This window comes from Vibrio sp. Isolate32 (genome assembly GCF_022397955.1).
GTDB lineage: Bacteria > Pseudomonadota > Gammaproteobacteria > Enterobacterales > Vibrionaceae > Vibrio.
In genome coordinates this window covers 63,194-88,496 of the sequence record NZ_JAKEUQ010000009.1, presented here as the reverse complement: position 1 = coordinate 88,496, position 25,303 = coordinate 63,194, and the positions used below count along the sequence as shown (strand labels likewise).

General features: G+C 42.2%; 22 protein-coding genes and 3 pseudogenes. 7 read left to right on the top strand and 18 right to left on the bottom strand.

Features of this window, described 5'->3' with window-relative positions; genetic code table 11:
- Positions 1-11: 11 nt before the first annotated feature.
- The 5 genes from L1D11_RS09665 to L1D11_RS09645 form a co-directional block, all read right to left on the bottom strand.
- Entirely contained in the window at positions 12-1,301 is a 1,290-nt protein-coding gene (locus L1D11_RS09665) for a DEAD/DEAH box helicase (protein WP_239834277.1), read from the bottom strand.
- A gap of 190 nt (positions 1,302-1,491) precedes the next feature.
- Positions 1,492-2,232, bottom strand: a complete 741-nt coding sequence (locus L1D11_RS09660) for a DUF1223 domain-containing protein (protein WP_239834276.1) — start codon at positions 2,230-2,232, stop codon at positions 1,492-1,494.
- 152 nt (positions 2,233-2,384) lie between these two features.
- A complete protein-coding gene (locus L1D11_RS09655; protein WP_239834275.1) occupies positions 2,385-2,573 on the bottom strand; it encodes a hypothetical protein in 189 nt (62 codons plus the stop codon).
- Positions 2,574-2,885: 312 nt separating this feature from the next.
- A complete protein-coding gene (locus tag L1D11_RS09650) occupies positions 2,886-3,887 on the bottom strand; it encodes a TerC/Alx family metal homeostasis membrane protein (RefSeq protein ID WP_239834267.1) in 1,002 nt (333 codons plus the stop codon).
- Positions 3,888-4,479: 592 nt separating this feature from the next.
- Positions 4,480-6,219 carry a bifunctional UDP-sugar hydrolase/5'-nucleotidase gene (locus tag L1D11_RS09645; protein WP_239834266.1) on the bottom strand — a complete coding sequence of 580 codons (1,740 nt, stop codon included), beginning with the start codon at positions 6,217-6,219 and terminating at the stop codon, positions 4,480-4,482.
- A 238-nt stretch (positions 6,220-6,457) separates the two neighbouring features.
- Here L1D11_RS09645 and L1D11_RS09640 point away from each other — a divergent pair, with 238 nt between their 5' ends.
- Complete coding sequence (locus L1D11_RS09640; RefSeq protein WP_239834265.1) at positions 6,458-8,161, top strand: ATP-dependent endonuclease; 1,704 nt, start codon at positions 6,458-6,460, stop codon at positions 8,159-8,161.
- A gap of 184 nt (positions 8,162-8,345) precedes the next feature.
- On the opposite strand, the gene L1D11_RS09635 is transcribed toward L1D11_RS09640, so the two are convergent.
- A complete protein-coding gene (locus L1D11_RS09635) occupies positions 8,346-8,840 on the bottom strand; it encodes a DUF1097 domain-containing protein (protein WP_239834264.1) in 495 nt (164 codons plus the stop codon).
- 205 nt (positions 8,841-9,045) lie between these two features.
- Complete coding sequence (locus L1D11_RS09630) at positions 9,046-9,951, bottom strand: LysR substrate-binding domain-containing protein (RefSeq protein ID WP_239834263.1); 906 nt, start codon at positions 9,949-9,951, stop codon at positions 9,046-9,048.
- A 273-nt stretch (positions 9,952-10,224) separates the two neighbouring features.
- Here L1D11_RS09630 and focA point away from each other — a divergent pair, with 273 nt between their 5' ends.
- On the top strand, positions 10,225-11,676 hold the full coding sequence (gene focA, locus L1D11_RS09625; RefSeq protein ID WP_239834262.1) for a formate transporter FocA: 1,452 nt from the start codon (positions 10,225-10,227) through the stop codon (positions 11,674-11,676).
- Between the two features lie 313 nt (positions 11,677-11,989).
- Here the strand turns inward: focA and L1D11_RS09620 are convergent, their stop codons facing one another.
- The 3 genes from L1D11_RS09620 to L1D11_RS09610 form a co-directional block, all read right to left on the bottom strand.
- Complete coding sequence (locus tag L1D11_RS09620) at positions 11,990-12,559, bottom strand: YceI family protein (protein ID WP_239834261.1); 570 nt, start codon at positions 12,557-12,559, stop codon at positions 11,990-11,992.
- Positions 12,556-13,095, bottom strand: a complete 540-nt coding sequence (locus L1D11_RS09615) for a cytochrome b (protein ID WP_239834260.1) — start codon at positions 13,093-13,095, stop codon at positions 12,556-12,558. The genes L1D11_RS09620 and L1D11_RS09615 overlap by 4 nt, the downstream gene beginning before the upstream one ends.
- A 152-nt stretch (positions 13,096-13,247) precedes the next feature.
- Positions 13,248-13,493 (bottom strand): DUF2164 domain-containing protein, encoded by a 246-nt coding sequence (locus L1D11_RS09610; RefSeq protein ID WP_239834259.1) that lies wholly within the window; start codon positions 13,491-13,493, stop codon positions 13,248-13,250.
- 286 nt (positions 13,494-13,779) lie between these two features.
- On the opposite strand from L1D11_RS09610, the gene L1D11_RS09605 reads away from it, so the two are divergent.
- Together L1D11_RS09605 and L1D11_RS09600 are read left to right on the top strand one after the other, a co-directional pair.
- Positions 13,780-14,415 (top strand): hypothetical protein, encoded by a 636-nt coding sequence (locus L1D11_RS09605; protein ID WP_239834258.1) that lies wholly within the window; start codon positions 13,780-13,782, stop codon positions 14,413-14,415.
- 576 nt (positions 14,416-14,991) lie between these two features.
- Positions 14,992-15,729, top strand: coding sequence for an EAL domain-containing protein (locus L1D11_RS09600; protein WP_239834710.1), 738 nt, complete (start codon positions 14,992-14,994; stop codon positions 15,727-15,729).
- Positions 15,730-15,769: 40 nt separating this feature from the next.
- Here the strand turns inward: L1D11_RS09600 and L1D11_RS09595 are convergent.
- A pseudogene (locus tag L1D11_RS09595) lies at positions 15,770-16,215 on the bottom strand (biotin/lipoyl-binding protein); the annotation flags it as partial.
- 150 nt (positions 16,216-16,365) lie between these two features.
- On the opposite strand from L1D11_RS09595, the gene L1D11_RS09590 reads away from it, so the two are divergent.
- Positions 16,366-17,112, top strand: a complete 747-nt coding sequence (locus tag L1D11_RS09590; protein WP_239834711.1) for a TetR/AcrR family transcriptional regulator — start codon at positions 16,366-16,368, stop codon at positions 17,110-17,112.
- Between the two features lie 100 nt (positions 17,113-17,212).
- Here the strand turns inward: L1D11_RS09590 and L1D11_RS09585 are convergent, their stop codons facing one another.
- The 3 genes from L1D11_RS09585 to L1D11_RS22640 form a co-directional block, all read right to left on the bottom strand.
- The gene (locus L1D11_RS09585; protein ID WP_239834712.1) at positions 17,213-18,484 is read right to left on the bottom strand and encodes a DEAD/DEAH box helicase; all 1,272 of its coding nucleotides are present in this window, start codon (positions 18,482-18,484) and stop codon (positions 17,213-17,215) included.
- Positions 18,485-18,541: 57 nt separating this feature from the next.
- Entirely contained in the window at positions 18,542-19,153 is a 612-nt protein-coding gene (locus L1D11_RS09580) for an ACP phosphodiesterase (protein WP_239834713.1), read from the bottom strand.
- Between the two features lie 137 nt (positions 19,154-19,290).
- Complete coding sequence (locus L1D11_RS22640) at positions 19,291-19,419, bottom strand: hypothetical protein (protein WP_275666017.1); 129 nt, start codon at positions 19,417-19,419, stop codon at positions 19,291-19,293.
- 446 nt (positions 19,420-19,865) lie between these two features.
- On the opposite strand from L1D11_RS22640, the gene L1D11_RS09575 reads away from it, so the two are divergent.
- Positions 19,866-21,089, top strand: a complete 1,224-nt coding sequence (locus L1D11_RS09575; protein WP_239833426.1) for an aromatic amino acid transport family protein — start codon at positions 19,866-19,868, stop codon at positions 21,087-21,089.
- A 148-nt stretch (positions 21,090-21,237) separates the two neighbouring features.
- A complete protein-coding gene (locus L1D11_RS09570) occupies positions 21,238-22,662 on the top strand; it encodes a methyl-accepting chemotaxis protein (RefSeq protein ID WP_239833413.1) in 1,425 nt (474 codons plus the stop codon).
- Between the two features lie 433 nt (positions 22,663-23,095).
- Here L1D11_RS09570 and L1D11_RS09565 read toward each other — a convergent pair whose 3' ends face one another.
- From L1D11_RS09565 to L1D11_RS09555, 4 genes and pseudogenes are all read right to left on the bottom strand, one after another.
- Positions 23,096-23,824, bottom strand: a complete 729-nt coding sequence (locus tag L1D11_RS09565) for an HAD-IA family hydrolase (RefSeq protein ID WP_239833414.1) — start codon at positions 23,822-23,824, stop codon at positions 23,096-23,098.
- 230 nt (positions 23,825-24,054) lie between these two features.
- Positions 24,055-24,191: pseudogene (locus tag L1D11_RS22635) on the bottom strand (HD domain-containing phosphohydrolase); the annotation flags it as partial.
- A 121-nt stretch (positions 24,192-24,312) separates the two neighbouring features.
- Positions 24,313-24,704: pseudogene (locus L1D11_RS09560) on the bottom strand (phosphodiesterase); the annotation flags it as partial.
- A gap of 60 nt (positions 24,705-24,764) precedes the next feature.
- Positions 24,765-25,259: a hypothetical protein gene (locus tag L1D11_RS09555; RefSeq protein ID WP_239833415.1), complete on the bottom strand. Its 495-nt coding sequence runs from the start codon at positions 25,257-25,259 to the stop codon at positions 24,765-24,767.
- Positions 25,260-25,303 lie beyond the last annotated feature (44 nt).

The window sequence follows — 25,303 nt, the reverse complement described above, 5'->3', positions numbered from 1 at the left end:
CTGATTCTGGATCAGTTGTTGTTTAGCCACACATCTTGGTTTTGTGGAGCTTTCTTCTTCTTTTTCTTCTTGCCTGTACCAGCCGGTGGCGCAACAGGTTTTAGTGCTGCGATCAGTTCAGCTGTCGCTTCTTCATCCACTTCAAAGCCCTCAATTTGCTCACGTTCAAGACGAATCTTGTTCTTCTTCTCGATGATTTTGAAGTGATGGTAATCTTCGTGATCGATCAGAGATAACGCTAGACCAACCTCACCCGCACGACCACTTCGGCCAATACGGTGCATGTAGTCTGATGGGCTACGCGGTAAATCAAAGTTAATAACGACTGGAAGCTTTTCGATATCCAGACCACGTGCTGCGATGTCTGTCGCGATCAGAACATCAATCTCGCCAGATTTGAAATCTTCAAGGATACGAGTACGTGAACCCTGCCCTTTATCGCCGTGGAAGACTTCTGCAATAATACCGCGCTTATAAAGCTTGTCTGCTAGGTGTTCACAGCTGTTCTTCGCGTTTACGAAGATCAGTGCTTGGCGCCATTCGTGTTGTTGAATCAGGTGCGCTAACAATGCAGTCTTACGGCCTTTTTCTACTTCGAATACACGTTGAACTAGAGTGCTCGCGTTGGCGCTTTGAAGTTGAACTTCAATTGGGTCAGTAAGTAGTTCGTGAGTAAGCGTTTGAACTTGCTCTGGGAACGTCGCAGAGAACAATAGAGTTTGCTTCTTGCTTGGCAGAAGCTTCAAGATAGCGTCTAGTTCTTCTGTGAAGCCAAGGCTCAACATACGGTCAGCTTCATCAAGCACTAACGTTTTAACTTTGTCTAGCTTGATTGCGTTGCTTGAAATAAGGTCAAGTAAACGACCTGGCGTTGCCACCAAGATATCAGTGCCGCCACGTAGCGCCTGCATCTGAGTATTTACTGATACACCACCAAACACACAAACTGTTTTAATCGTGCCATTGAAATGCACAGCGTAAGATTTAACGCTGTCTGCTACTTGCTTCGCAAGTTCACGAGTAGGCACTAATATTAGGCCAGAAACGAAATTACCTTTGCCCGAACGACGATCTAAAGGTGCATCTTCATGAATCTTTTGTAACAGTGGAAGTGCAAATGCTGCGGTTTTACCTGAACCGGTATTTGCGCCTGCAATTAAATCGCGTCCTGCTAACACACTTGGAATAACTTGCGCTTGGATAGGCGTTGGCTGTTGATATTCAAGCTCAGATAAACGAGCCATCAAAGGTGAGATTAAGCCAAGATCAGAGAAGTTGGTTGGTGTTGTGGTGTTAGTCATTAATTGCAGGAACTCAAAGCTAAAATAATAGCGCGCTATATTAACGTATTTCAGCAGTATTACGTAACTAAATCGCCCCTTTCTCACCAGTTACAGCAAATTAAACCAAGTCAAACTCTATGGAGAACGACAGCGCGAAAAGCTTTATCGCCTCCATAGGTTGTTTGCAGTGTTTTTGCTTTACGCAGACCTAGTTTAACCACCCTGCTACCGTTTGCTCGGGCACATACGACTTGGGCTCAGTTAGCCATACAGCAATGGCATCGGGTTTGGCGACTAACGGAGTGAAATCGACATTGAATTGCCATTTCGATTCACCACGCTGGTAACCATCGTAAACTACGATAAAATCGTGCTCTAACTTCTTACCTCTGTTTTCCCCTGCTCTAACGCTTGTGACTTCGTTCATCGCCAATAAAGCGATATGAGCCACATAGTCACCTTTACCTTCATAACTCACGCTGAAGGTGTCACCTTTGTAATTGACCGTAAGTTTGGGGTTATTTTGTTGTTGGAGTGAAGGTGACGTCCGGTCAAGCCAGTTGAAGTAGCCACGCCACTCCTTACCGTCAACAACAAAACCCGGTGTATAGACCCCACTTGTCACCCCGTATGCCTTATATATTCGTTGTTTCTGACTGAAGGCCTTACTCGCGAATTTATCTCCCCACCCTAAGTAATCCCAATAGTCGACATGATAAGCGAGAGGAATGACTTGCGTCCAAAGTGCTGGGTCGTCTTCAAATGTACTTAGATACGCATCAGCGGGAGGACAACTAGAACAACCTTCTGACGTGAATAGTTCAATAACCTGTGCTGGCTGCCCTTCGTGGCTCCAGGTTTGCGCAGCCGACACTGAAGAGTAAAAGCCGATCGGTAAGGCAAATAAGCAGAGTTTAATCAATCGTGAGTTGTATTTGGCGTGTGACATACCGTGATCCTCATAGAAGCTACTTATCTAAAGACCGCGGTACATAACTCTTTCTTTCAGAAACTAAGTTATTTAGATACAAAAACGCCAGCTTAAGAAGCTGGCGTTTTTTAGATTCTTTATTTCTTCTATTCTATGCGTTTACGCTTAGACTAACGGTTGATACCGATATCGCGCTGCATGTGACCAGATAGTTCGCTTGCGTAGTAACTACGTGGAGAGTTGTCTACGAAAAGAATATCAAAAATGTGTGCAATCAATCCTTTGAAGTTAACCGAGTAGGTCTTCTTATCCATAGAGTTAGGAACAGCGATAGTATTCATTTGTACTGCTTGAGCCATGATTGCCTCTCTATAAATTTGTTTGTATGTTTCGTTCTGATGACAAGAATAATAAGTGATCTTTTTCAGGTTAAAAAATGACTAAAATTAGTTTTTGGGATTAGTTTTTCTAATAAAACAAGCCATTAACAATGCCTGGGAGTACCTATTCATAAAATTTGAATGACAATTCACTTTGATGCTTAAATCATGCATTTAGTCTAAAAAGACCACAAACAAAAGTGGCCAATGTCACATAAAATTTACATAAATAAATTTCTTGCTTCATCGACCACGTGTTACTTATCGAGTTTTCGATAAGTTATATTTGTTTTAATTTACTTGTTCAATAGCTGGCTTCTTTGCAAAAATCGACGCTATAACCGCAATCGTCATGGTAGAAACCAATACCGCTAGAGACCAGTATGTCGGGATAGCCCACTCGCTATCAACCAGTAGCATTTTCACACCAATGAACACCATGATGAATGAAAGTGCAGGCTTCAAATAGATGAACTTGTCCATCATGCCTTGCAGTACAAAATACAAAGAACGTAGGCCAAGCAGCGCAAACACGTTAGCTGCCAGTACCAAGAATGGTTCTTGTGTTACCGCGAAGATTGCTGGGATAGAGTCCAAAGCGAACATTACGTCCATTACTGCTATCGCACCTATCACCAACATCATTGGTGTAAGCACCCATTTCGCGCCTTGTTTGATCATCAATGCCGGGCCGTGGAAATCTTCTGTCACAGGCATAACTTTACGAAGTAGCTTTTCAGGTAGTGTATTCACACTCTCCTCTTCGCCCTTGTCTAATGCTAGCTTAATACCTGTACCAATTAGGAACGCAGCAAACACATAAAGTACCCAGTGGTATTCAGCAAGCAATTGCGCGCCTAACGCGATCATTATTGCACGTAACACCAACGCGCCAATAACACCCCAAAGAAGTGCACGAGGTCTTAGGTGCTCAGGAACCTGGTATTGCGCGAAGATCATCGCAAACACGAATAAGTTATCGACACTAAGTGATTTTTCCAACAAGTAACCAGTGATAAATGACACGGTCGCTTTCTGCGCCGTGTAATCACTGTTTGGCGCGTAAATATCCCAAAACAGGTAGATAGAACCTGCAAACAAGAATGCCAGCAAGAACCAGAAAACACTCCAGATTGCCGCTTTTCTGATTGTGACGTTGCCACCACGAGTCTGGTATATATCGATAGAAACGAGAATGACCGTCAATAGGAGAAAGCCCACATACGTCGTCATGATTGGCGATGAAAAAAAGGATTCACTATTGGTAGATAATAGAGATTGAGTTGAGTTCATTATTCCTCCGGGCGGAAGAACTGTTCAAAGACCTTCCGCAAACAAAACATATCAAGCTCCACGACGGATATTGATTGTGATTGCGTTGGTCTCGTTGAAGTGAAATATGGGATTTCACCTTTACGCACCGGATAGACACTTGGCCTAACGAGATGACGATACGTAAACTTGCGCTAACTACTCCCCAAACGCGTGGATAATATTCCGCAAACTTTGTTTCGTCTAGATAAATTTTCAGAAATTAATAAAAAAGGAGCAAAACGCTCCTTTTTTATTTGTGCCCGTCTTCAATAAGATACTCCTATTGATTCCGACAATACCACTCATGGTGATAGCTTGCTCTGAAGCCTGCTAACAACACGTTAAGAGCCATTCGTTCAATTATTGAGTCACGTTAAGATACTTAGCCTAGGTATGCTATATGCCCGCCATTGGAGCGAGATAAACTAATGCAGACCAAACGGAAACCCAGCCAACAACAGCGGCTGCATCCAACCAATCTTTCCTATTCATGCTTTGCCTCCACAGGAACTTGCCCTAGAAATCTAGCATAAACAGTGCCAATTTTATAAATGGCTCACTTTGGGAGTGTTTACCTAAAACACTCCATGCAATTTAGTGGCTTGTTGTATTTCAGAGACTCTGGATTGTCTTGTAAGAACGCAATAAAACAGTCGGCCATCGAGTAAGTCGTTACGATGCCGTCACCAATCATATCCAACACAGCGTTGTAACCCTCTTTCCCTTTCATTGTGTAAGCCGAAGATGCACCTCGGTAAATACGTTCACGGGAAACTGGCTGCCAACCAGACTCTTCTGAATGAATTTCTAAATGATGGATACGATGTCCGAGTGTCGCTTCTTTGTGATAACAAAACCTTAAATTATGTGTATAAGGAAAGCTTCCTGATCCAGTCCCCACCACACCGTTATCTAACGCATTATTAATGGCACCTTCTAGCATAGCGGCAATGGTCTCGCCTTTTATCTCATAAACCCCAATAGGTACGGCAAACGGTAGTAGCTTTCCGGCAATATCGGCAACGGATACATCACCGCTATTGAGTGAGTTTCTTACCCCACCAGAGTTATGGATGGCGAAGTCTACCCGATGACCTTTTTGGTTCATTAAATAGTGGAATGATTGTGCGACAAGCGGTGCAAGTTGGCTCGGTCCGTTTTCGTCAGGGATTCGAACATGGCGAAGTTTTGTGTCTGCATGAGCAATCACTTGTTGCTGCAGTTTACGAACCCTAGGTTGATACTTATCCGTAAGAATGCTTTGTAGCTCAGGATCTTTCTTACACACCGAGATGTTCGGGTGATTATTAAGATACTCACACGCCATATCATGAGCATCGTCCTGCCCAACCTCGCTCAACTTAGCATCTATAAATAGTCGACGCCCTAACAGCAGTTCATTTCTACCGTTGAACTGAATCACTTTACCTTGTGAATCAAACTCTATTTCGCAATGGCCTAGGCTCATTGCGTGGAAACCCGCTTGCACGATGTAGGTGTCGCACACTTTAACGCCGTAGTCATCGTCCTTAACTAGGCCGATATCCGAGAAATCACCTTGTAATCGGTGACTATGCCCGCCAACAATCACACCAATACCAGATACATTAGCCGCAAGTTCTAAATCTGCTTCGTAACCGAGGTGGCTGAGTAAAACAGTTTTATTGACACCGGCTTTATGAATCTGTTCTATGGTCGCTTTCGCTGTTTCTAGGGCATTTTCAAATGGTGTATCAATATCAGGGTTTGCAATACTGGCCATCTTGTCGATGCTCAATCCGAAAATAGCGACTTTTTCGCCATCGAATTCCTTCGTTATAAAAGAAGCACTTCGTGTTTCAGTTAAGTAAGGCTTAACAATTTTGTTGTCCGCTAACGTATGAGTTTTATTGATATCCTCATTCGACAAATTCCAGTTACCAGCTAAAAGTGGAAATTGGATCTTCTTTGCGAACATAGCAACAGGTTCATTACCCATGTCCAACTCGTGATTGCCAAGGGTCATTGCGTCTATATTCAGCGCATTCAGTAAATCGGCATTGGCTTTGCCTTTGAAAAGTGAAAAGTACAAAGTACCTTGAAAGCAGTCCCCAGCATGAAGAAAAAGGGTTCCAACCTTTTGTCTCTGAGCGTCTTGTTCAATCTGTTTAAAGCGTGTTGCAATTCGAGCGAAACCACCTGCGCTGACATAAGGTTCAATGATGTGGTTGTTCATTTTAAGTGATAGCTGTAATGACGTTGGTTCAAAGTATGAGTGGGTGTCGTTGATGTGTGCCAACACAATCTTTGTCGGCTTGTTCTTTTTAGTCATATTTTCTTCTCTCTTAGTCCCTTCATACTAGGTCGGGAATCATGACAGAATCGTGAATTTTATGAAACTGCACTGAAAAAAAATACTCGATATAGATCAACGACCTCATATTTCGGCGTATAAATAAAGAGTGGGTTTTGTGACAGATGAGCATACCGATTATCCATTTTTCGATTATGCTTAAAGATATCTGTTAGCTTTCAAATAATTAGCAGAGCCTTCCGTTAGGAGTAAGCCTATGCAACTAGAAAGAATCGAGATTTCTGGCTTTCGAGGTATCAAGCGCATGTCATTGGCGTTTGACGAGCTAACCACGCTTATTGGTGAAAATACTTGGGGTAAGTCTTCATTACTAGATGCCCTTTCCGTCGTTCTTCCTTCAGACGGTGTGCCATACCACTTTGAAATGACCGATTTTCATGTCGATTACTCAGTTTCACACCCGCAGTCTCAACACCTACAAATTGTCCTGTCGCTCAAAGCCAACGATAAGAGCGAACTTAATGCAGGCCGTTATCGTAAGCTCAAACCCATCTGGGTCCAAGATGAATTCGGTGTACATCGCATTTATTACCGAATCAGTGCAACTTTAGAGCAGTACGAAACCACCACCCACTATGCATTCTTAGGGCTCGATGGTAATCCTCTCAAGCTACACCATTCAGAAAAGCTCGCACAAGAATTGATGACCTTGCACCCGGTAATTCGCTTACGCGATGCAAGGCATTTTGATCGCCCTTTCAATGCTAAGTCGGTCACCCCAAACGGGAACGGGACTTCAAACAATGGCAATGGCAATGGCAATGGCAATGGCAATAATGGTAACGCACGCCAAGCTCGAATTGAAAAACGAATCGATAATACATGCCGCCGTCTAATGGCGATCCCTGGTCATGTAAACAAAGGTGAGATCCGCAGTAGCTTACAGTCTATGCAGAGCTTGGTTGAACACTACTTCTCTTTCAAAAGTAATTCTCGTCGTAACCCAAGAAAACAAAGGGATGGATTGCTCTATTCTGCTGGTTCTAACGACCAGAGTATCCATCAGCTCGTAGAAGAAACCAATAATAAACAAACACGCCTGTTGTTCATGGGTTTATTAAACGCTTATCTGCAAGCCAAAGGGCCAAACGACTTGAGGCGTTGCGCACGTCCACTTTTGATCCTTGAAGATCCCGAAGGTCGATTGCACCCTACTCATTTAGGGAGAGCTTGGAGCCTAATGCAAAAGCTGCCGATGCAGAAAATCCTCACTACCAACAGTGGTGAGTTACTTGCCGCGGTGCCTTTACAGTCTATTCGTCGTTTGGTTCGTCAATCAGACAAAACCATCGCTAATCAACTGAACATGAATCACTTTAGTAAAGATGAACTAAGGCGAATTGGTTTCCATATTCGATTCCACCGCTCTGGTGCACTGTTCGCTCGATGTTGGTTGTTAGTCGAAGGGGAAACAGAAGTTTGGTTGTTTAACGAATTGGCCAACCAATGCGGATATAACCTTGCTGCCGAAGGTGTACAGATCATTGAGTTTGCTCAGTCTGGACTAAAAGCGCTAATTAAAGTCGCACAAGAGTTTGGTATCGATTGGCATGTCGTTACTGATGGTGATGCGGCAGGTAAAAAGTACGCCGCAACAGTTCACTCTAAGCTCGGTAACGACCAAGAGCGTCATCGTTTAACCGAGCTACCTGATAAAGACATCGAACACTATTTGTATATGAATGGATTTGAGAGCTTTTTCAGGGACATGGTTAAGATCCCATATGACCACCCTATTCCACCGAAAAAAGTCGTGGCTAAAGTATTGAAGAAACATGCAAAACCTGACCTCGCTTTGGCGATAGTTTCTCATTGCGAAGATCGCGGCCAAGAATGTATCCCACTACTGTTGAGGTGGACGTTAAAACGAGTGATCACCATGGCAAACGGGAATACCTAAGCCTTTAGCTTTTCTGATAGACGGTATAAGTCCTTCTGCGAAAAAGCTTATTGAATTCTTACAGCTACCAAAAACAAAAAAGGCACATCAAATGGTGTGCCTGTATAAATTGATATACAAATTAATTGGGGGGTTATCTTGCAAGAGTTCACAGTAACTAGAGCATCGTTGCTTAACGTATTCGTTACGCTTTTACTTGCTTAGCGTGTTGTTCAACCACTTCCGAAGATTGAGTCGATTTTGCGTGAAGCCATAAGCCCGTTGCTTTCATTAAGTATCCAAACACGCCACCAAGCAGCAAAGAAGGCACGACCAATTGCCAATCACCACCTGCAGCAAACGTCGCGCAACAGCCAATGAAGGTTCCTGGGATATATCCTAACCACGCTTGTTTAGCTTGAATACACATAAAGAAAGCGACAATAGCAGTAATTACATAGCCAAGAATCTCTAACCCAGCGAAGGTTGAGCTTTCTATAATTACCATTGCCCAGAATACGCCTGTCATGTTGGTTAATAAGCTACCAGCCAATCCTTTTACACCACCGGTTGGCGAAGCAAAGTAACTGGTGCAACCTAAGAAACCCGCCCATGACAATAAGCCAAAAGAGATAGCTATCCATCCCCAAAGACCTGACAAAATACCTGTTGTTATTGAAATCGCGACTAATGTACTCATACTATTTCTAAAGCCTAATTACGTAATTCAACGCAACCGGATTTAGCCTCACCTAAAATCAAGTAAGCATACTATGGTAAGAACGCCTCCTTTTGGGTGATCGTGATCACATTAATAATGTACGCGAATGTGCATTTATCACCAGATAAAGACCGGAATCGCTTATTCAACATAAATGGTTATAAGCATTAGTGTTGAGTTGCCACTAAAGAACGGACGGTTTGCCCTTCATCATTCGTTTACCTTCGCGCTTAATACATTCAGCAAGCGGGTTTTCTGCCATGTCTGCACGCCAAATGAATGAAAGCGTACGCTCCATCTCAAGTTCTGGAACATTTAAGGTAACTAATTGGCCAGATTCAACAAACTGCTCAACATCGAGATAAGGTAAGCACGTTAAATACGGACCGTTTGCTACCAAACTTCTTAAAACAGGAACGTGCTCATACTCTCGCCAAACATCGAGATCACCAATTAAATGATGAATAGAACTATCAAAAACTTTGCGAGTACCAGAGCCGTGTTCGCGCAACACCCATTTTGCTTGCTCTAGCTGTGCCAAGCTGACACGTTCACGTTTCGCGAATGGGTGGTGAGCCGCAGCAACAACAGTTAAATGGTCGGTGCACCACACTTCTTGATGAACTCGACTGTCATCGCAGCGCCCTTCGATAACGCCGAGGTCATATTTGTAATCTAACACCCCATCAATAACTGCGTCGGTACTTTGTACGCCGAGCGAGATTCGCATCTCTGGAAAGTCATTATCAATAATACTGATGAGGTCTGGAACAAGGTGCTCTGCAGGCGTTTGACTCGCACCTAATTTGAGCTCTCCACTCAATAAGTGCTGCTCGTAAAATCCCATTTCAATTTGCTGGGCATCTTGCAGCAAACGCTTCGCTTTTGGCCTTAGCCACATACCCCAATGAGTAAGCGCCATTTGCTTGCCCTGCCTTTCAAATAAAGGCCTACCAAGCATTTTTTCCAACTGTGCAAGAGACATACTTGTTGCGGATTGAGTTAACGCCAGCTTGTCTGCTGCATGACTAACACTCCCGGAATCGGCTACTGCATCAAATACCGCGAGTTGCTTTAATGAATAACGCAAAATTCATCCTTAATGCTTTTAATTATTTGTGTCCTGATGCTCATTTTTTATTAAGCCGATGAGCAATCAATTTCATTCTACGCGTAACCAAATCTATATCAATAAATTTGATGTGGTTTCTAAAAATTATCAATTTTACCTCTACCCCTCAACGCCCTAATCTGGAATGGCAGGACACAACAAGCCCTGCAAAACACAATTGATTAACCATTACGGATTAACCAAGTCATTAACACTAGGAATTACACATGACGGATTGTTCAAGGGGGGGATATGGCAACCAGCACTTCTGAAAATCATCAACTGTTCTCACCAACAGAAATGATGGCGGAAGCAGAGAAGTTTGCATTAAGCAAAGCAAATAAAACCAGCAGCATGACATTGAGTTTAGCAATCATGGCTGGCGCATTCATCGGGCTTGCTTTTCTATTCTACATCACGGTAACCACGGGCAGCGCTGATGCTGGATGGGGATTGAGTCGCTTAGCCGGCGGGCTCGCATTCAGTATGGGTTTAATCTTGATTGTGATTTGTGGTGGTGAGCTGTTTACGAGCTCAGTTTTATCAAGCATCTCATGGGCAAACAAGCAAATTACCTTCACTAAAATGCTGTCTATCTGGGGCAAGGTGTATGTCGGTAACTTTATCGGTGCCATGTTCCTATTAGCTTTGGTAAGCGCAGCAGGTTTGTATCATCTGGATGGCGGGCAATGGGGTTTAAACGCTCTGAACATTGCTCAACACAAGCTACACCACAGCCCTGTTCAAGCATTTGCTTTAGGTGTGCTTTGTAACTTGTTGGTGTGTTTAGCGATTTGGTTAACGTTCAGCTCTGCTAACGCAATGACCAAAGCCATGATGACCGTACTACCCGTAGCAATGTTCGTAAGCTCAGGCTTTGAACACTGTGTGGCGAATATGTTCATGGTTCCACTAGGCATCACGATTCAAGCATTCGCACCAGAAAGTTTTTGGATGCAAATTGGCGCAACACCAGCCCAGTACGCAGACCTAAACATCATGCAATTTGTCACCGCGAACTTAATACCAGTGACAATCGGCAACATCGTAGGTGGTTCAGTATTGGTCGGCTTAGCCAATTGGAGCATTTACCGTCGCCCACAACTTAAAGCAGCAAAAATTACCGCTATTACGCAAACAACAGAAATTACGTCAGTTAAGGAAATCACTATGAACACAGCAACGACTATCAAGCAAATCATGAACACTCAACCAATGACACTAAGTGTAGAAATGCCTACATCAGTGGCAATTGATTCACTTTTAGACGCTCAACTTGTTAGCGCTCCTGTTTGCGATATTGAAGGTCGTCTGGTTGGTATCTTCTCTGTTCACGACGTAATGGTGGACCTTTGGTGCCAAGATTACATCCCAACTAAAGGCCAGAAAGTCGTAGACCTAATGAGCCGTGACGTTGTGGCTATCGATGCAAACGACAAGCTAGTAGACGTTGCTGAGTTCCTATGCATCGACAAAGAGCAACTTTACCCGACAACAAGCATGGGCTTCGCAACTCGCCTGACTTCTCTTTCTCTAGAAGAGCGTGCAAAAGCAATGAAAGTAAGCCAACCACATATGCTTCCAGTGCTAGAAAATGGCGTAATGATGGGTGTGTTGACTCGCATTGAAGTGATGCAAGCTCTGCGTCCAATCTACGGTGACCGCCTAAACGTGGTTCCACAAGCTGAATTAGAAACGGCTTAACTAATCGTGAGTTGAACTATGAGGGATTAGTAGTTCAATTAGATAACTCAGTCATGGCAACGTTGACTGGCTAGAGCTAAATGGTGGCTTTTAACGTGCCAAACGGTTTGACACAAAACAGACCTAAACACGTTGTCATTTATCTCAATAAAAAAGGCGCAAAGTGAAAACTTTGCGCCTTTCTCTAACTCTAGCTGTTTTGCTACTTTCCCTGTTACTAAATAAATAGCTAACTGCTGACCTATTTAGTATCGACCAAACTTTTGATGTTTCTAAAAAATGTTGATACCTGTCAGAGAGCTAGAAAGCTAGATTACTTCTTTACGCCTTCAACGTGTAGATCCATATCTACATAGCTTGAAGCGCCCATTACTGGAATGTTGAAGTCCGCAAGTTCTAGGCGAGTTGTACCAACGAAACCAGCACGTTCACCACCCCATGGGTCTTGACCAGCACCGATGAATTCAGCTTCGATAACGATAGGCTTAGTTACACCGTGAAGTTTAAGGTCACCCATTACTTCAAGTTTGCCGTCGCCTTTATCAACTACTTTCGTGCTGTTGAATGTAGCATCTGAGAACTTACCTACGTCAATGAAATCAGAGCTACGAATGTGCTTATCACGCTCAGCGTGGTTAGAGTCGAGACTCGTTGTATCAACAACAACGTTTACTTTTGATGCTTCAACGTTGTTTGCGTCATACGAGAAATCACCAGAGAATGTGTTAAAACGACCTTGGATAAAGCTGTAACCTAGGTGGCTAACTTTAAAGTTAACTGATGCGTGTGCACCTTTTGTATCAATCACGTAATCAGCAGCGTTAGCAACGAAAGGCATTGCCATAGCGAATGCTAATCCTGTAGCGATAATTGACTTTTTCATTTTGAAGCTCCTATCATTTTTCGTAGCGTATCGTCTTTGTCGATAACGTGGTGTTTTATCGCCGCTAAGGCGTGTACTGATGCCATAATGATCAGCATCCAGGCAGAATAGTAGTGAACCGTTCCTGCAATATCAGATTGGTTTGCAAATAGTTCGCCCATACTAGGCACGGTGAACCAATTGAAAACATCGATCCCACGGCCATCTGATGTAGAAATCAAATAACCAGAAATAAATAAAACCGCTAAGTTAAGGTACATAAAGCGATGAGCAATTTTCGCAGCTACAACTTCGTAAGCCTTGCCTTCTACTTTCGGTGACGCGGTAACTGACTTCCAAACCAAGCGAACCACAGTAACAACAGCCAAAAGAATGCCTACCGAACGGTGGTAGTCTGGTGCTGTTTTGTACCACTCGCTGTAATATGAAAGGTCAACCATCCACAGGCCAACGCCAAATAAACCAAAAATTGTTAGCGCTGAAATCCAATGCATCGTTCTTGCTAAAGGGTTGTAATTTCTAACGTTGTTTTCCATACATCTATTCCGAAAGTTAACGAGTCGTGTAGTTTTCAAAGCGTACCCTACACTAGGTTTCTGTAACATAGTATTTACCAAGCTTTACATTGGTAACATCATTTCAAATTAAACGAGTTATTCAAAATTTTCGAACAAGTTTGGGCACAACGTTAGATTTCAACGATTTGTTCAATCTCATAAAGCTCATCTGAGATATCCATCATCTTCCGTTCTATGACCTTTTGTGCGTCTTCTATCCCCTTGTTGTAGTATACCGCACCAAACTTTTTACTGATGAAGTCAACCAAGAATTCAGTGTCGAACTGACCAAGTTCCACATCAAGTTCATCCTGAAGGTACTTTTGGAGCGTATGAGAGAGCTCAGACTTTTGTTTTGAATCTAATTGAATGGTCATGAACATTTCCAAATTTAAAGAGTAAGTAGAACAGTCGTGATTAGCTAACTAAGATTAGGTCAACTAGTTATAACTTGAGCAAGTAAGCTGAGCCCGCTAACTCACTATAATTTCACATAATTTTGATTGCAGACCAAGGGAGTATCAGTGCTATCCTTAAAAACGCTCAGTAACGGCTAATTTTGATAGAGGGATCAAGAACTCACACTTTGGCAATAGGTAACGGAACCACAATTACCGTACTATTGTCCATCAATAAGATAGTAACTGTGTATAAGGGACTTCATTGTTATTAGATCTAGTGATTAAAAGCGTCAATCAGTTTCAAGACGATTGCCTAAAACTATGTGAACGCCACTACCCTACTGTGCACAATCAAGGGATCAGTGAGCACCACATAGGTAAAGCGTTTGCCCGCCGAATGGAACACACTTTTGTTAGCTTTGATCATGCAAGTAACATCAGTCCACTAGAAATGTTTTCTTCTGGTGAAACGCCTCGACACTTCCGAATATCTTCCGAGATCGGTACGGTTTGGATGATAAGTCATCATATGGTGAGCGCAGGGAAAACCTGCCGTAGAAAGTTGATGTTGGATATACATAACTGGCAACAAGAGTATGGATTTGCAATTCAGCCAAATGACGTTTTGATCATTGTCTCCGACCATTGGATTAGCCGAAGCAAGAACAGTGGTGAGTTGTTACATTGGTGGATGGGAGAACTGCCAAAAGAGATAACCGAATACAGCCAACAAGGCATTACTCTAAGAGAAAGTGAGTCTCAATTTGCCGCTGATTTGAATATTAACTTTAAAATCAGCCCCTGTTTTATTAAATTCGGCCACCCATTGAAACGATCAGGAAACCAACAATTAGTTCGAAAATATCTGCAACTTTATGCGGTTCTTCAATGGCAATAAGAATACGGGTCAACTTTTTAACTCAATATTGAAAGTAAATTGTTAAACTTTCATCCCAATATTTTATAAAAAACAACTCATTCCCTCTTCATTAATTATTCGAACTTCCTGTTTTAATTATTAATAGCCGATCGGCTCACTGTCTCAATTTTATGAGATAGGTATCATTTCTATGTAACTCGCTTAATATCTCCATTTTGTAACTTTGACATTCCCCCACAACCTAAGCCTTTAACCCTACTTTTCTTCGGTGTATCTGCGCTCTAGCCTTATATTGGTTTAGATTGATATGCGAGACGTTACTCAGTCATTAAATTCACAAAAACTATCAAATCTAGTGAATGATAAGTTAATTTAATGGTTATTGTCATTTATCATGCTGATTTTTCATTGATTATATTTGTTTAAATATGCCCCCTGAAAATAAGTTTTTATTGATTGACAATTTACTAACACGTGTCAATATTGTGACAGCCATGACGTATATTTTCGTTATTGAATAAGCCCCCTTGATTAGCGACTATGATTTTATCAGACAGAAGTGAATTTATTAGCTGTATATCTGTCGATTCCGATATGCAGTTTATTGCTAAATATCAAAACCTTACACTTAGAAGTGTCTATCAACCTATATTTGACAGTTCAATGACTCAGATAGGCGTAGAGGCTTTGGTTCGTATTTCGAATAGCAAAGGGGATATTGTTCGTCCTGACCACTTCTTCCATTCCGATAACACCTCGTGCACTGATAAGATCAATGTAGAGAGATTGAGTCGAGCTATCCACATTCGTAACTTTGCACAGTCAACTATTCGTCATTTACACCTATTTTTGAACGTTCTTCCAAACGTTGGTGAGCTATTTGCGTCAGAAAAAGTCTGTGACAGCCTTCTCGCAAAACGTCTTCATGAACTGAATCTGTCATGTGAGCAAATCGTGATGGAATTGGTAGAGCTGAATACTGAGAGTGAAGAGCGTTTGAAAAATGCAGCCCTCTCACTTGCAGATAACGGCTTTCAAATAGCAGTTGATGATTTCGGAACACAAGCATCAACAGAACAGCGCGTTCGCCGTATCAATCCTCATATCATCAAAATCGATCGCTCGGTTATGTTGGACTTTGAACAAGGCTACACTCGAGAAATGGAGTTAGTACTCGATCTTGCAAATCAAATTGGCGGCAAGAAAGTTATTGAAGGAATAGAAACCCAGCAACAACTTGAAATCATGCAAAGCTTAGGCTTCGACATGTATCAAGGATATCACTTAGCAATGCCAAAGCCGATCGAGTTAGACATTCGAATCCCAATTTAGAACCACCCCTCTATTTTCTATTCCACAGGAAGCCACTTTACCATTGGTTAGCGGCTTGGTAGTAATAATCGGTACTAACAAGCTTTTTCAAGTAAAACTCTGAAGCCTGCTTGTATTACTGTTCGCAAGGTCAAATTTCGCTTGCGCAGCATCAACCGTAATTTGGTAATCCGTCGCATGTAATACAGCTAAAAATTGGCCTTTCTTAACTTCTTGTCCCATACGAACATCGAAAACTTCGATATCGCCACCCACTTGGAATCACAACGCAGCACGATCTGTCGCGTCGACCTTTGTGATAAAGCTATCAAGCTCAACATTCGTCTGCAGAGGGATCTCAAATAGCTTTACGGGCTTAATAACCTGTACATGTTCTTCTGACTGAACCCTGTTACATCCGGTCAGAGAGCCTACAAATAACAGCGCGGCGATCACTGCACCTACCTGCTTACTTGTTTTGGCGTAAATAGACAACTTGGATTGCATGTTGCGTCTACATTTGATTATTATGATTTACTACACAGTCGTGCAGTATATTAAAGGATTGCAGAGCTACAAGATTTACTTTCCACTTGTACAGTATTTTTTATTTCAGTAAAAACAGGGTAAAATATCGTAATCGGATAAATTTGTGAAATGAAGATGACTGAAAAGAAGCAAGGTAGAAGAAGCGCAAAAGACGCTAAAGAAACTCGATTTCAAATAATGACTGTAGCTGCAGAGATGTTCTGTGACTCTGGCTACGAGCGCGTTTCATTACGTAATATCAGTGAGAAAGCGGGTGTGTCTCATAGCCTTATTCGCCACCATTTCGGCAGTAAAGAGAAGATATGGCATGCAATAAGTGATTGTTTGCACGTATATTTCCAGTCTTACATCAGTAAAATCATGCAAGAACTACCGAAAGACGTCGCACCGAATATCGCTATCTATTTGTTTTCTATGCGTCTGTTTACCAACATGATCCATTCACGCAGGCCAATGCAACTTCTGTCCGACTCTGTACGTCAAGAAGACAACTTGGTTGATTACTTTATCGACAACGTGGGTGACCTCGAATATGAGATCAACATGCTTGCTGACCAATACAACAAAGAAAACCCAGACAGAACCATCAATATCTTCGAAATTAAGTGGCAAATGATCATGTTTGCTAATGGTGCAGTATGCCTCACCCCCTTCATGGAGAGCACCTGGAACGAAGGTGATATGGAAGCAACGGCAGAAGAAGCGCTAATGAAACACTGGCAGATGTTCAATAAACAAATGGTTAATCAATTTGCTATTGAAAAAGAATGGGTACTTAACCCGAGTACTCTGGAAGAATTAATTTATGAAGTGCCGTGCGAGTGGAAGTCTAATCCAGAACACAACCACGACTGACATCAATTTCAGGCAAAAACCAATTTGAACAATACAAAAACGTGCCGTTACATCATTCATGTAACGGCGCGTTTTTATCGAAAAGGTTTAGATAGCCCGATTATCGGCGAGCCTTACCGCGATTTTGGTGAATCTTTAGCTTTGCTTTCATTTTACGCTTTTCTGCTGAACGACTTTTACTGCGGCCAGCACGCTCAGGCGATACATCTTGCTCGGGGCTAGGTTCAAAGCCCTTTAGCCACTCTTGAGGTAGACGGTTATCAAGTAGTCTCTCAATTGCGCCCAACAAGTACGCTTCATCGTGGCTCATAAGAGAAATTGCAAGGCCACTATTACCTGCGCGGCCTGTACGACCAATACGGTGAACATAGTCTTCCGCTTTGTAAGGCATATCGTAGTTCACCACTTGTTCAAGCTGCTGAATATCGATGCCACGGGCAGCGACATCGGTTGCGATCAATGCTCTTACTTTACCTAATTTAAAATCGTCGAGGGCTTTTTGACGAGCACCTTGGCTTTTATCACCATTAATTGATGCCGCTTTAATACCATCCAATTTAAGCTCTTTAACCAAAGCATCTGTGCCCTGCTTCGTCTTAGTGAACACCAATACCTGTTGCCAGTTATTTGAACCAATTAAGTACGCTAGTAATTCGCTTTTGCGCTTCTTATCGACTGGGTAAACCATCTGTTTAACCGTCTCAGCAGTGCTATTTGTTGGTGTCACTTGAATTTCACTTGGCGACTGCATCATGCGGTGCGCAATGGATTTTATTTTGTTGTCGAACGTTGCCGAGAAAAACAGAGTTTGGCGAACTTCATTCATGCGCGAAAGAATACGTTTGATGTCTGGCATGAAGCCCATGTCTAGCATGCGGTCAGCTTCATCTAATACCAATACTTCTGTTTGACTCAACATGATGTTCTTAGTGAACATGTGGTCAATCAAACGCCCCGGAGTCGCAACTAAGATATCGGCACCTGCACGTAGGTTGTCGGTTTGGACCTTCATGCTCACTCCGCCATAAGCCACTACTACTTTAAGATCTGTGCTTTTTGCATAGCTAGTTACGTTATCAAACACCTGTTGTGCGAGCTCACGTGTGGGCACTAAAACCAGAGCACGAACTAACTTAGGGTTTGGAATAACGTTATCTTTGGTTGCGAGTAATCTTTGAATAATTGGCAAGCCAAAAGCCGCTGTTTTACCCGTACCCGTTTGAGCACCAGCCAGCACATCTTTGCCTTCTAATACCAAAGGAATCGCTTGTTCTTGAACACTGGTTGGAGCCGTAAAATTAAGCTCTGATAGCGTAGCAAGTAGATGCTCAGACAATCCTAATTGGTTAAAAGATTTAGTAGATTCAGACATAGTTTGATGCTCAAAGATTAAATAAGCGCGGATTGTAGCAAACCTGCATTACGCTGTTTACCTTTCCTTCTGATTTTTCTGTAATTGTAGTGCATTAAACTCGTTTGCTTCCTTCAAAACCATGGGATAAAGCTCATTAAAGTGACACTGCAACGTATCATATTGGTTTTCCAAGTCAGCGTAGCACGCTTTTAGCATGCTGAGCTTTGGCCTTCTTAAAGCCATTCGCTGTAACACCATTTCAATAGACTCCATATCCTGATAACTCTCCAACCAGCGTTGTTCTGCCATTTTCTGATGAATTATCACAAAGCTTTCCGGCCAATGAGGTTCTTGATGATCAAATATTTGTTGATGGCTATCGAGACAAAAACGCTCTAGTGATTGCTTAGAAAAATGCGCCCAATGATTGGCTAAACAGTGATCCCAGAATACATCGAGTGCGATAGGTGCAAAGCGTTTCGTTTGGTTTGAAAAGAGTGATTTAGCAGAACGAGAAACATCGTGCCTGTCTGTATAGCTGTCTACAAACCGATGAAGTCGAATGCCATCGGACAGCGAATCTGAATAGTGTTTATTTGGGTCGCCTTTCACAAAATCACCTAACAAGTTTCCTGCTAGGTTGCTGTTACAGTGTTTGGCGATATGAAGGTGTGCGAGAAAGTTCATTGAACCTCATTAAAGTGTCGAGAACTAAGTAACATGGTAAACGTACTTGTTTATCTTCGCGAACTTTAATGAGGATAGCTTTTGGTATGACGAGTGAGCGAATTAGATTTGCTCAGTATAAGAATTGAAATGAGACGTTAGTTAGAAGATGGAAAAAGCTCTTCAGCTAACTGTTTAACTGTCTGTTCGTAGTAAGATAAATCAATGCCAATTTCCATAGCATCTAACAACTCTAGACTTTCGTCATTTAAAGATTGGTCACTCATAGTGCCCCCTCTATTCCTTGATGTGGACGTTATGTCCAATTAACCAGTGCACCATCTTGGACTTATATTATGTCACTTTGATGAACGCACTCTACTCTACCCATTCCATATTTATAGCTTGAAGCTACTCGCGATCATTAACGGTTATCTACGTTAAAGGGGTATACACAAACGACATATGTAATGCCACCATACATTAAGTACAACAAATTACTCCAATTATTTTGAAGCCGATCATGGTCAAACGTTTGCTCACCTCGTTTTTTGCTCCTCAACAATATAACTGTAAACATTAATTTACAGTGGATATTTTAAATTACATTAACCGTTGCAATTGGAATTAAACTCAATCAGAATACTCCAAAATCGAGATATTCTTTGGGTTTATGCGCTTAAGCTAGAAGAATTACAATTAAAACACACCATAACGTAAATAATTATATACAATGAATAAATCAAAGGTTTTTGGTAGTACTTTGATCATTGCTGGCACAACAATTGGTGCCGGCATGCTCGCTCTTCCTCTTGCTTCTGCAGGTATTGGCTTTTCAACTTCACTTTTCTTGATGCTTGGTTTATGGGCACTAATGGCATTTACAGCGTTATTAATGGTGGAGTTACACCAATTCGTTGAATCTGATGCCACCCTACACACTTTGGCTCACACGATTTTAGGAACAAAGGGAAAGTGGATTGCGAGCTTCGCAGTTATGTTTCTATTTTGCGCACTGTGCGCCGCTTACATCGCAGGCGGTGGTGCGCAGTTTAATCAACGAATTGCCGACATCGCAGGAATTGAGCTCAATGGCCAAGTGACGACTTTGCTGTTTACATTGTTCGTGGCTGGTGTTGTAACTATTGGTACGCACAGTGTTGATAAGGTTAACCGTGTATTATTTGGGCTAAAACTGGTCGCGATGGTTTTGGTTCTGAGCTTCTTAGCACCTAACATCACTTCTCAATACCTATTAAGCATGCCACTACAGCAAGGTCTGATTGTCGCGGCAATTCCAGTCGTGTTCACCTCTTTCGGCTTCCACGGCAGTATCCCTTCTATCGTAAGATACCTTGATGGTGATGTTCGCTCTCTACGCAAAGTAATGATTGTAGGTTCTGCACTACCTTTAGTTATCTACATTTTTTGGCAAGGCGTTACTTTAGGTGTGGTGAGCCAAGAGCAGTTGCTTTCTGACACAAGCTTGGGTGCACTTTTGGTATCGCTGTCGCAAACTGTGCATCAGTCAAATCTAAGTGTGATCGTTGGTGTGTTTGCCGATCTCGCTCTTCTTACGTCTTTTATCGGTGTTAGCTTAGGTCTGTTCGAATTTATGGGCGACTCATTAAGCAATAAACTAGGTAGTGCAAAACGTGTAAAGACTGCCAGTATTACTTTCTTACCACCGCTGGGCTTTGCGCTATTTTACCCACAAGGCTTCATCATGGCTTTGGGTTACGCAGCCATCGCACTTTCTGTATTAGCCATTCTTTTACCTACTGTCATGGTCTACAAAGTACGCTACACAGATTTCACCATTGCGACTAACGGCTCACAATCTAATTACCAAGTTTGGGGCGGGAGCAAAGCACTGTTCTTAGCGGGTGGTGTTGGTGTATTTATCATTGCAATTCAAATCCTTATATCTGTAGGGTTATTACCGTCACTCGGCTAATAAAGCAATTCGCCAATGATATTGGCGATCAAGCTCTCATTAATGAAATATCTATATCATTAGTTTTCACAATTAATCGTATTACATCACATTTTTATTGAAGTTGGTTATTTAGAGTCCACAGTAAAGGATTTACCGTGGAGTTTTTATGAAAGAAGTACAATTTCGAACGATAGACAAACTGTTTATCAAGATGTCGATCAACGACAAGTTTTGGGTCATTTTCTTAATCTTTTTTGCCGCTTTGGCAAGCCTAGCTGGCCTCAACTACGTCAATAAAATGGAACACATTGACGTAACTGCAAAACAGCAAGTCGAGTATCAACTGCAAGGCATTTTATCAGCCTCAGATTCCCCTGCTTCTGTTCGCTCTGTGAGCCAGCAAACTCGCCCTCAAAAAACCACCATTTCAAACAATGGTTCCGTGACTGCCACAGCACTCGCACAGGATGGCAACTACTACTCACTTACCGTTTCAACTAACGATATACAGCATCAAAAGCAGCAAGCACTGTACACTTTATTACTGAGCTTTTTGTGGTGTGTGCCTTTTGGTCTTTTCTGTTATTGGGTAGCGACTTTCCTAGGCGGCGCACTTTGGGTTCTTTACTCAACGACTCAAAAGATTGGTGATGGTGACTTAACATCACGCCTTGGCTTTCACCCTGGCCGTGACGAGTTCGGTACGATTGGCTGTGCTCTTGATCGTTCAATGGACACGCTTAGTGAGTTAATTAACAACGTCAACCACAGCGCAGCAACTCTAAGTGAAACATCGGCTTCTTTTGAAACAGAGATGAAGCGCAGCGAGACACAGATCATGAGCCAAAACGCCTCTCTGGACTCTGTTGCGACCGCGATGGACCAAATGACTGCTTCTGCAAACGAAGTATCTAATATTTCAGCACGTTCGACCGAGCAAACAGAACAAGATGCACAACAAATTAACGACAGTCACGCAAAGGTTCAACAAGCTATTTCAGAGATCACTACCCTTTCTTCTTTGATCGCGCAAACCTCCTCTTCTGTGACCAGCTTGAATGTGAACACTAGCCAAATAAACGAAGTGATCACTACAATCAATGCTATCTCAGAGCAAACAAACCTACTTGCATTGAACGCAGCCATTGAAGCAGCTCGTGCGGGCGAACAAGGCCGTGGTTTCGCGGTCGTAGCTGATGAAGTAAGAACGCTTGCAAGCCGAACTCAATCCGCTACGGTAGAGATCCAAGCAATGATTGAACGCTTACAACAAGAGAGCAAAAACATTGCAAAAATCACCGAGCAAACCGTCGATCAGGCACAAACAAGCAGCCAGTTGATTTCCAACATCGGTGACGACGTAAACTCAATTGCAAATTCAGCCCAAGCACTCATGGACATGAGTATTCAAATTGCAACATCAGCGGATGAGCAAAGTAGCGTAGCAAATACCATTGCAGCTGAACTTAACGATATTCGCAGTCAATCCGATGTGATTAAAGATGTGGCGCAAAACTCATCGAATGGCGTGTCTAAGTTGACGGATGCGTCGGTTACCCTATCGCGGACATTGGCAAGATATCGCACTTAAATGTTTGAAGATCATGACATCTAGCTCGAAAGGAAGAATCATCCCGTTTAGAGTAAGGTGGACAAAACAAATAAGGGCTCACATGAGTCCTTTTTTATTGGGTGGCGTTAATACCATACGAAAAATGCAACCACTAACGATGAAGTTATCATTACCATGAAGCAGGTCGCAAACGAGAGAATATAAAGGAGCAAAACTGTCTAATAAACGAGCTTAAGAGTAATCTATCTATACGGGTCTTATTTTCGCTTACCCTATTGCTGCAGGTGACACATAATGAATAAAACAGAAGCACCAAACATCGAAGACGTGACATGCCCTTTATGCCAACATGACGAATACCTACTTTCAGAAAGTGGAGAGAAGTTTACTTGCGCATCCTGCGGGTTTCACACAAAACAATTTAGTAAAGTACTCAGCCTTCAATTAGGCGCTAACCCACCAAAGCTGCAGAGTTCGGTTTATCACCACTTGAGCATTGCTTGCCATTAATCCAGAGAGAAATCTCTTCCAAACTATAGATATCCTGAGCCGCTCGCTTTGCTGTGTCGGCTTTTGGATCATCACTTAATGTCTCGTCAACTTTCGGTCTTAATCTAAACGACTGAATACCCGCTCGAACACCCGCTTCAATACCTTTCAACGTATCATCTACATAAATGCACTCATTGGGTAAAAAGCCCATATTCATTGCGGTATACATGATCAAGTCTGGCTCGGGTTTCCAACTGTTTGCATCAAACGCAGAAAACACTTTGCCTTTAAAGTCATCAAGCATACCTGTCATCGCTAGAGAAGATTCAACACGATGTTTAGGCGCATTGGAAGCAATGCAAAATTCGATGTCTTGATGTTTGAGGAATTCAATCAGTTCGATAGCGCCGTCCATCGGCTTTAAGTGCCGTTGGAACAATGCTTCTAATTCAGTGCGATATAAAGGTTCGAGTATGTCAATGGAGATAGATAGCCCAAGGCGTGCTTGTGTGTCCATTAAAATGTCAGCTAACTTCCCGCCTTGAAAATGCGCATAACAGTCATTCAAGTTGAGCTTCGCCCCAAATTCACCAAAGACATTAACTAAGGCTTGACAACACAGCTTCTCACTGTCAATCAATGTTCCGTCACAATCAAATATCACACATTTAGTCTGTTCTAGGTGCATAGTTATCTCACTCAGATTAAATCCAAGTTTTATCCTATAGGGTTCTTTCGAAGTGAGGGATGATTGATGTAACAGTTTACGTATACATGCTTATTTCTCTTCACAAAATATGCAGCAGATCACTTTTAACTCGACATAAGCAACAGTTTTTACCAATCGCAGTAGGCTCTTTAGTCTCAATGCCTACAGGATTTGCATAAAACCATGGATAGCAGTCAAAAATATAAATAATACCAACGTGTACTTAGCAGCGCGTCAAACACGTACGCTGACGCGGTAATACGGGAAAATAAGTGAATCTCCTCGCCTGCCTTATCATTTGGTAGCCAGATCCATTCCAGAGCTCATGATGTTTATTGTCAATTAGGATCTGTTGACCTTTCGAGCTGTTTTTTGCACCACTTTGTGGGAACTTCATACAAGACAGAGGCTTTGACGTATAGTTAGCCTACATGAAAAGCCAATAACCACTATGCTTCGCCAGCATTGCTGAGATCATTGATGCCCAAAGCCACAACTGGCGTCGAACGATCAATAATAGAACTTAATGATTCAAGGAAGTTCGCCGCATGATCGTCAGTAGCATAACACCATCAAACTTATAGCCTGAATATTTGACTTCAAAGTAATTAACCAAAGAGTCATAGTAGTCTTAGCTATGAGTACGCTTTGTATCTAAATACTCAATTGAGAGCTTAACTTCACTTTGGGACTGCTTGAACGTACTATCGATGCCCTTTTGAAAATCAGCTGTTCATTGGTAAGAAGGTTCGTAGGAGTGAAAAACTAGGATTTGTTTAACATCCCAATCTTTAGCATAAGCCACAGGAGAAAAAGCGCTAGCACACAATACAGCAATTGAGATCAATAGCTTGTACATACTGAACCTTTTTTAAAATACGGCGCATTGTAATTGGATTAACGCTTTCTCAAAGGGCCTTTAGTTCTCGAACCATACCTTATCGATAGAACCTTTATCTTGAGCCCAAAAATTATGTAACTGTTTAGCAAACCCGACAATATTTTGATCGTCTTGGTTAACAATATCAGATATTAACACTTCATCTTCACTGACTGTCACAATCGCACTCGCCACTACGTCACCGTTTTTGGTGCAGACATATAGGTCATGTTCATCTGACAACATTATTTGGCTCAGGAATTCTAAGATATTGGCCCTTTCAGCTTCATCTTTATACGCACTAGCTTGGTTGAGCGAGAAAAGAACCGTGAGTTTGTGGAAATCCACTTTGTGCAATTCATCGATGTGTGAGGGAGTTTGGGCTTGCGGGAGAAGTTGGTAAGTTCTCTTGGAAAGTTGTTTTTTATAGATATCTAGACCTAAGAGGCTTGCTTTTGCGGGGTAAGCAATATCAAGCTGACTAAACAGCCACTGATTTTTCTTTAATGCGATTTCAGGTATTTCGTTATTCATTCTTTTAGTACCTATAGTTAGTACCCCCAAATATCACAGTTATT

Excerpts from the sequence above, each read along its gene's own strand:
- L1D11_RS09665 (WP_239834277.1), bottom strand. The coding sequence starts at position 1,301 with ATGACTAACACCACAACACCAACCAACTTCTCTGATCTTGGCTTAATC.
- L1D11_RS09660 (WP_239834276.1), bottom strand. The coding sequence starts at position 2,232 with ATGTCACACGCCAAATACAACTCACGATTGATTAAACTCTGCTTATTT.
- L1D11_RS09655 (WP_239834275.1), bottom strand. The coding sequence starts at position 2,573 with ATGGCTCAAGCAGTACAAATGAATACTATCGCTGTTCCTAACTCTATG.
- L1D11_RS09650 (WP_239834267.1), bottom strand. The coding sequence starts at position 3,887 with ATGAACTCAACTCAATCTCTATTATCTACCAATAGTGAATCCTTTTTT.
- L1D11_RS09645 (WP_239834266.1), bottom strand. The coding sequence starts at position 6,219 with ATGACTAAAAAGAACAAGCCGACAAAGATTGTGTTGGCACACATCAAC.
- L1D11_RS09640 (WP_239834265.1), top strand. The coding sequence starts at position 6,458 with ATGCAACTAGAAAGAATCGAGATTTCTGGCTTTCGAGGTATCAAGCGC.
- L1D11_RS09635 (WP_239834264.1), bottom strand. The coding sequence starts at position 8,840 with ATGAGTACATTAGTCGCGATTTCAATAACAACAGGTATTTTGTCAGGT.
- focA (WP_239834262.1), top strand. The coding sequence starts at position 10,225 with ATGGCAACCAGCACTTCTGAAAATCATCAACTGTTCTCACCAACAGAA.
- L1D11_RS09620 (WP_239834261.1), bottom strand. The coding sequence starts at position 12,559 with ATGAAAAAGTCAATTATCGCTACAGGATTAGCATTCGCTATGGCAATG.
- L1D11_RS09615 (WP_239834260.1), bottom strand. The coding sequence starts at position 13,095 with ATGGAAAACAACGTTAGAAATTACAACCCTTTAGCAAGAACGATGCAT.
- L1D11_RS09610 (WP_239834259.1), bottom strand. The coding sequence starts at position 13,493 with ATGACCATTCAATTAGATTCAAAACAAAAGTCTGAGCTCTCTCATACG.
- L1D11_RS09600 (WP_239834710.1), top strand. The coding sequence starts at position 14,992 with ATGCAGTTTATTGCTAAATATCAAAACCTTACACTTAGAAGTGTCTAT.
- L1D11_RS09590 (WP_239834711.1), top strand. The coding sequence starts at position 16,366 with ATGAAGATGACTGAAAAGAAGCAAGGTAGAAGAAGCGCAAAAGACGCT.
- L1D11_RS09585 (WP_239834712.1), bottom strand. The coding sequence starts at position 18,484 with ATGTCTGAATCTACTAAATCTTTTAACCAATTAGGATTGTCTGAGCAT.
- L1D11_RS09580 (WP_239834713.1), bottom strand. The coding sequence starts at position 19,153 with ATGAACTTTCTCGCACACCTTCATATCGCCAAACACTGTAACAGCAAC.
- L1D11_RS22640 (WP_275666017.1), bottom strand. The coding sequence starts at position 19,419 with ATGAGTGACCAATCTTTAAATGACGAAAGTCTAGAGTTGTTAGATGCT.
- L1D11_RS09575 (WP_239833426.1), top strand. The coding sequence starts at position 19,866 with ATGAATAAATCAAAGGTTTTTGGTAGTACTTTGATCATTGCTGGCACA.
- L1D11_RS09570 (WP_239833413.1), top strand. The coding sequence starts at position 21,238 with ATGAAAGAAGTACAATTTCGAACGATAGACAAACTGTTTATCAAGATG.
- L1D11_RS09565 (WP_239833414.1), bottom strand. The coding sequence starts at position 23,824 with ATGCACCTAGAACAGACTAAATGTGTGATATTTGATTGTGACGGAACA.
- L1D11_RS09555 (WP_239833415.1), bottom strand. The coding sequence starts at position 25,259 with ATGAATAACGAAATACCTGAAATCGCATTAAAGAAAAATCAGTGGCTG.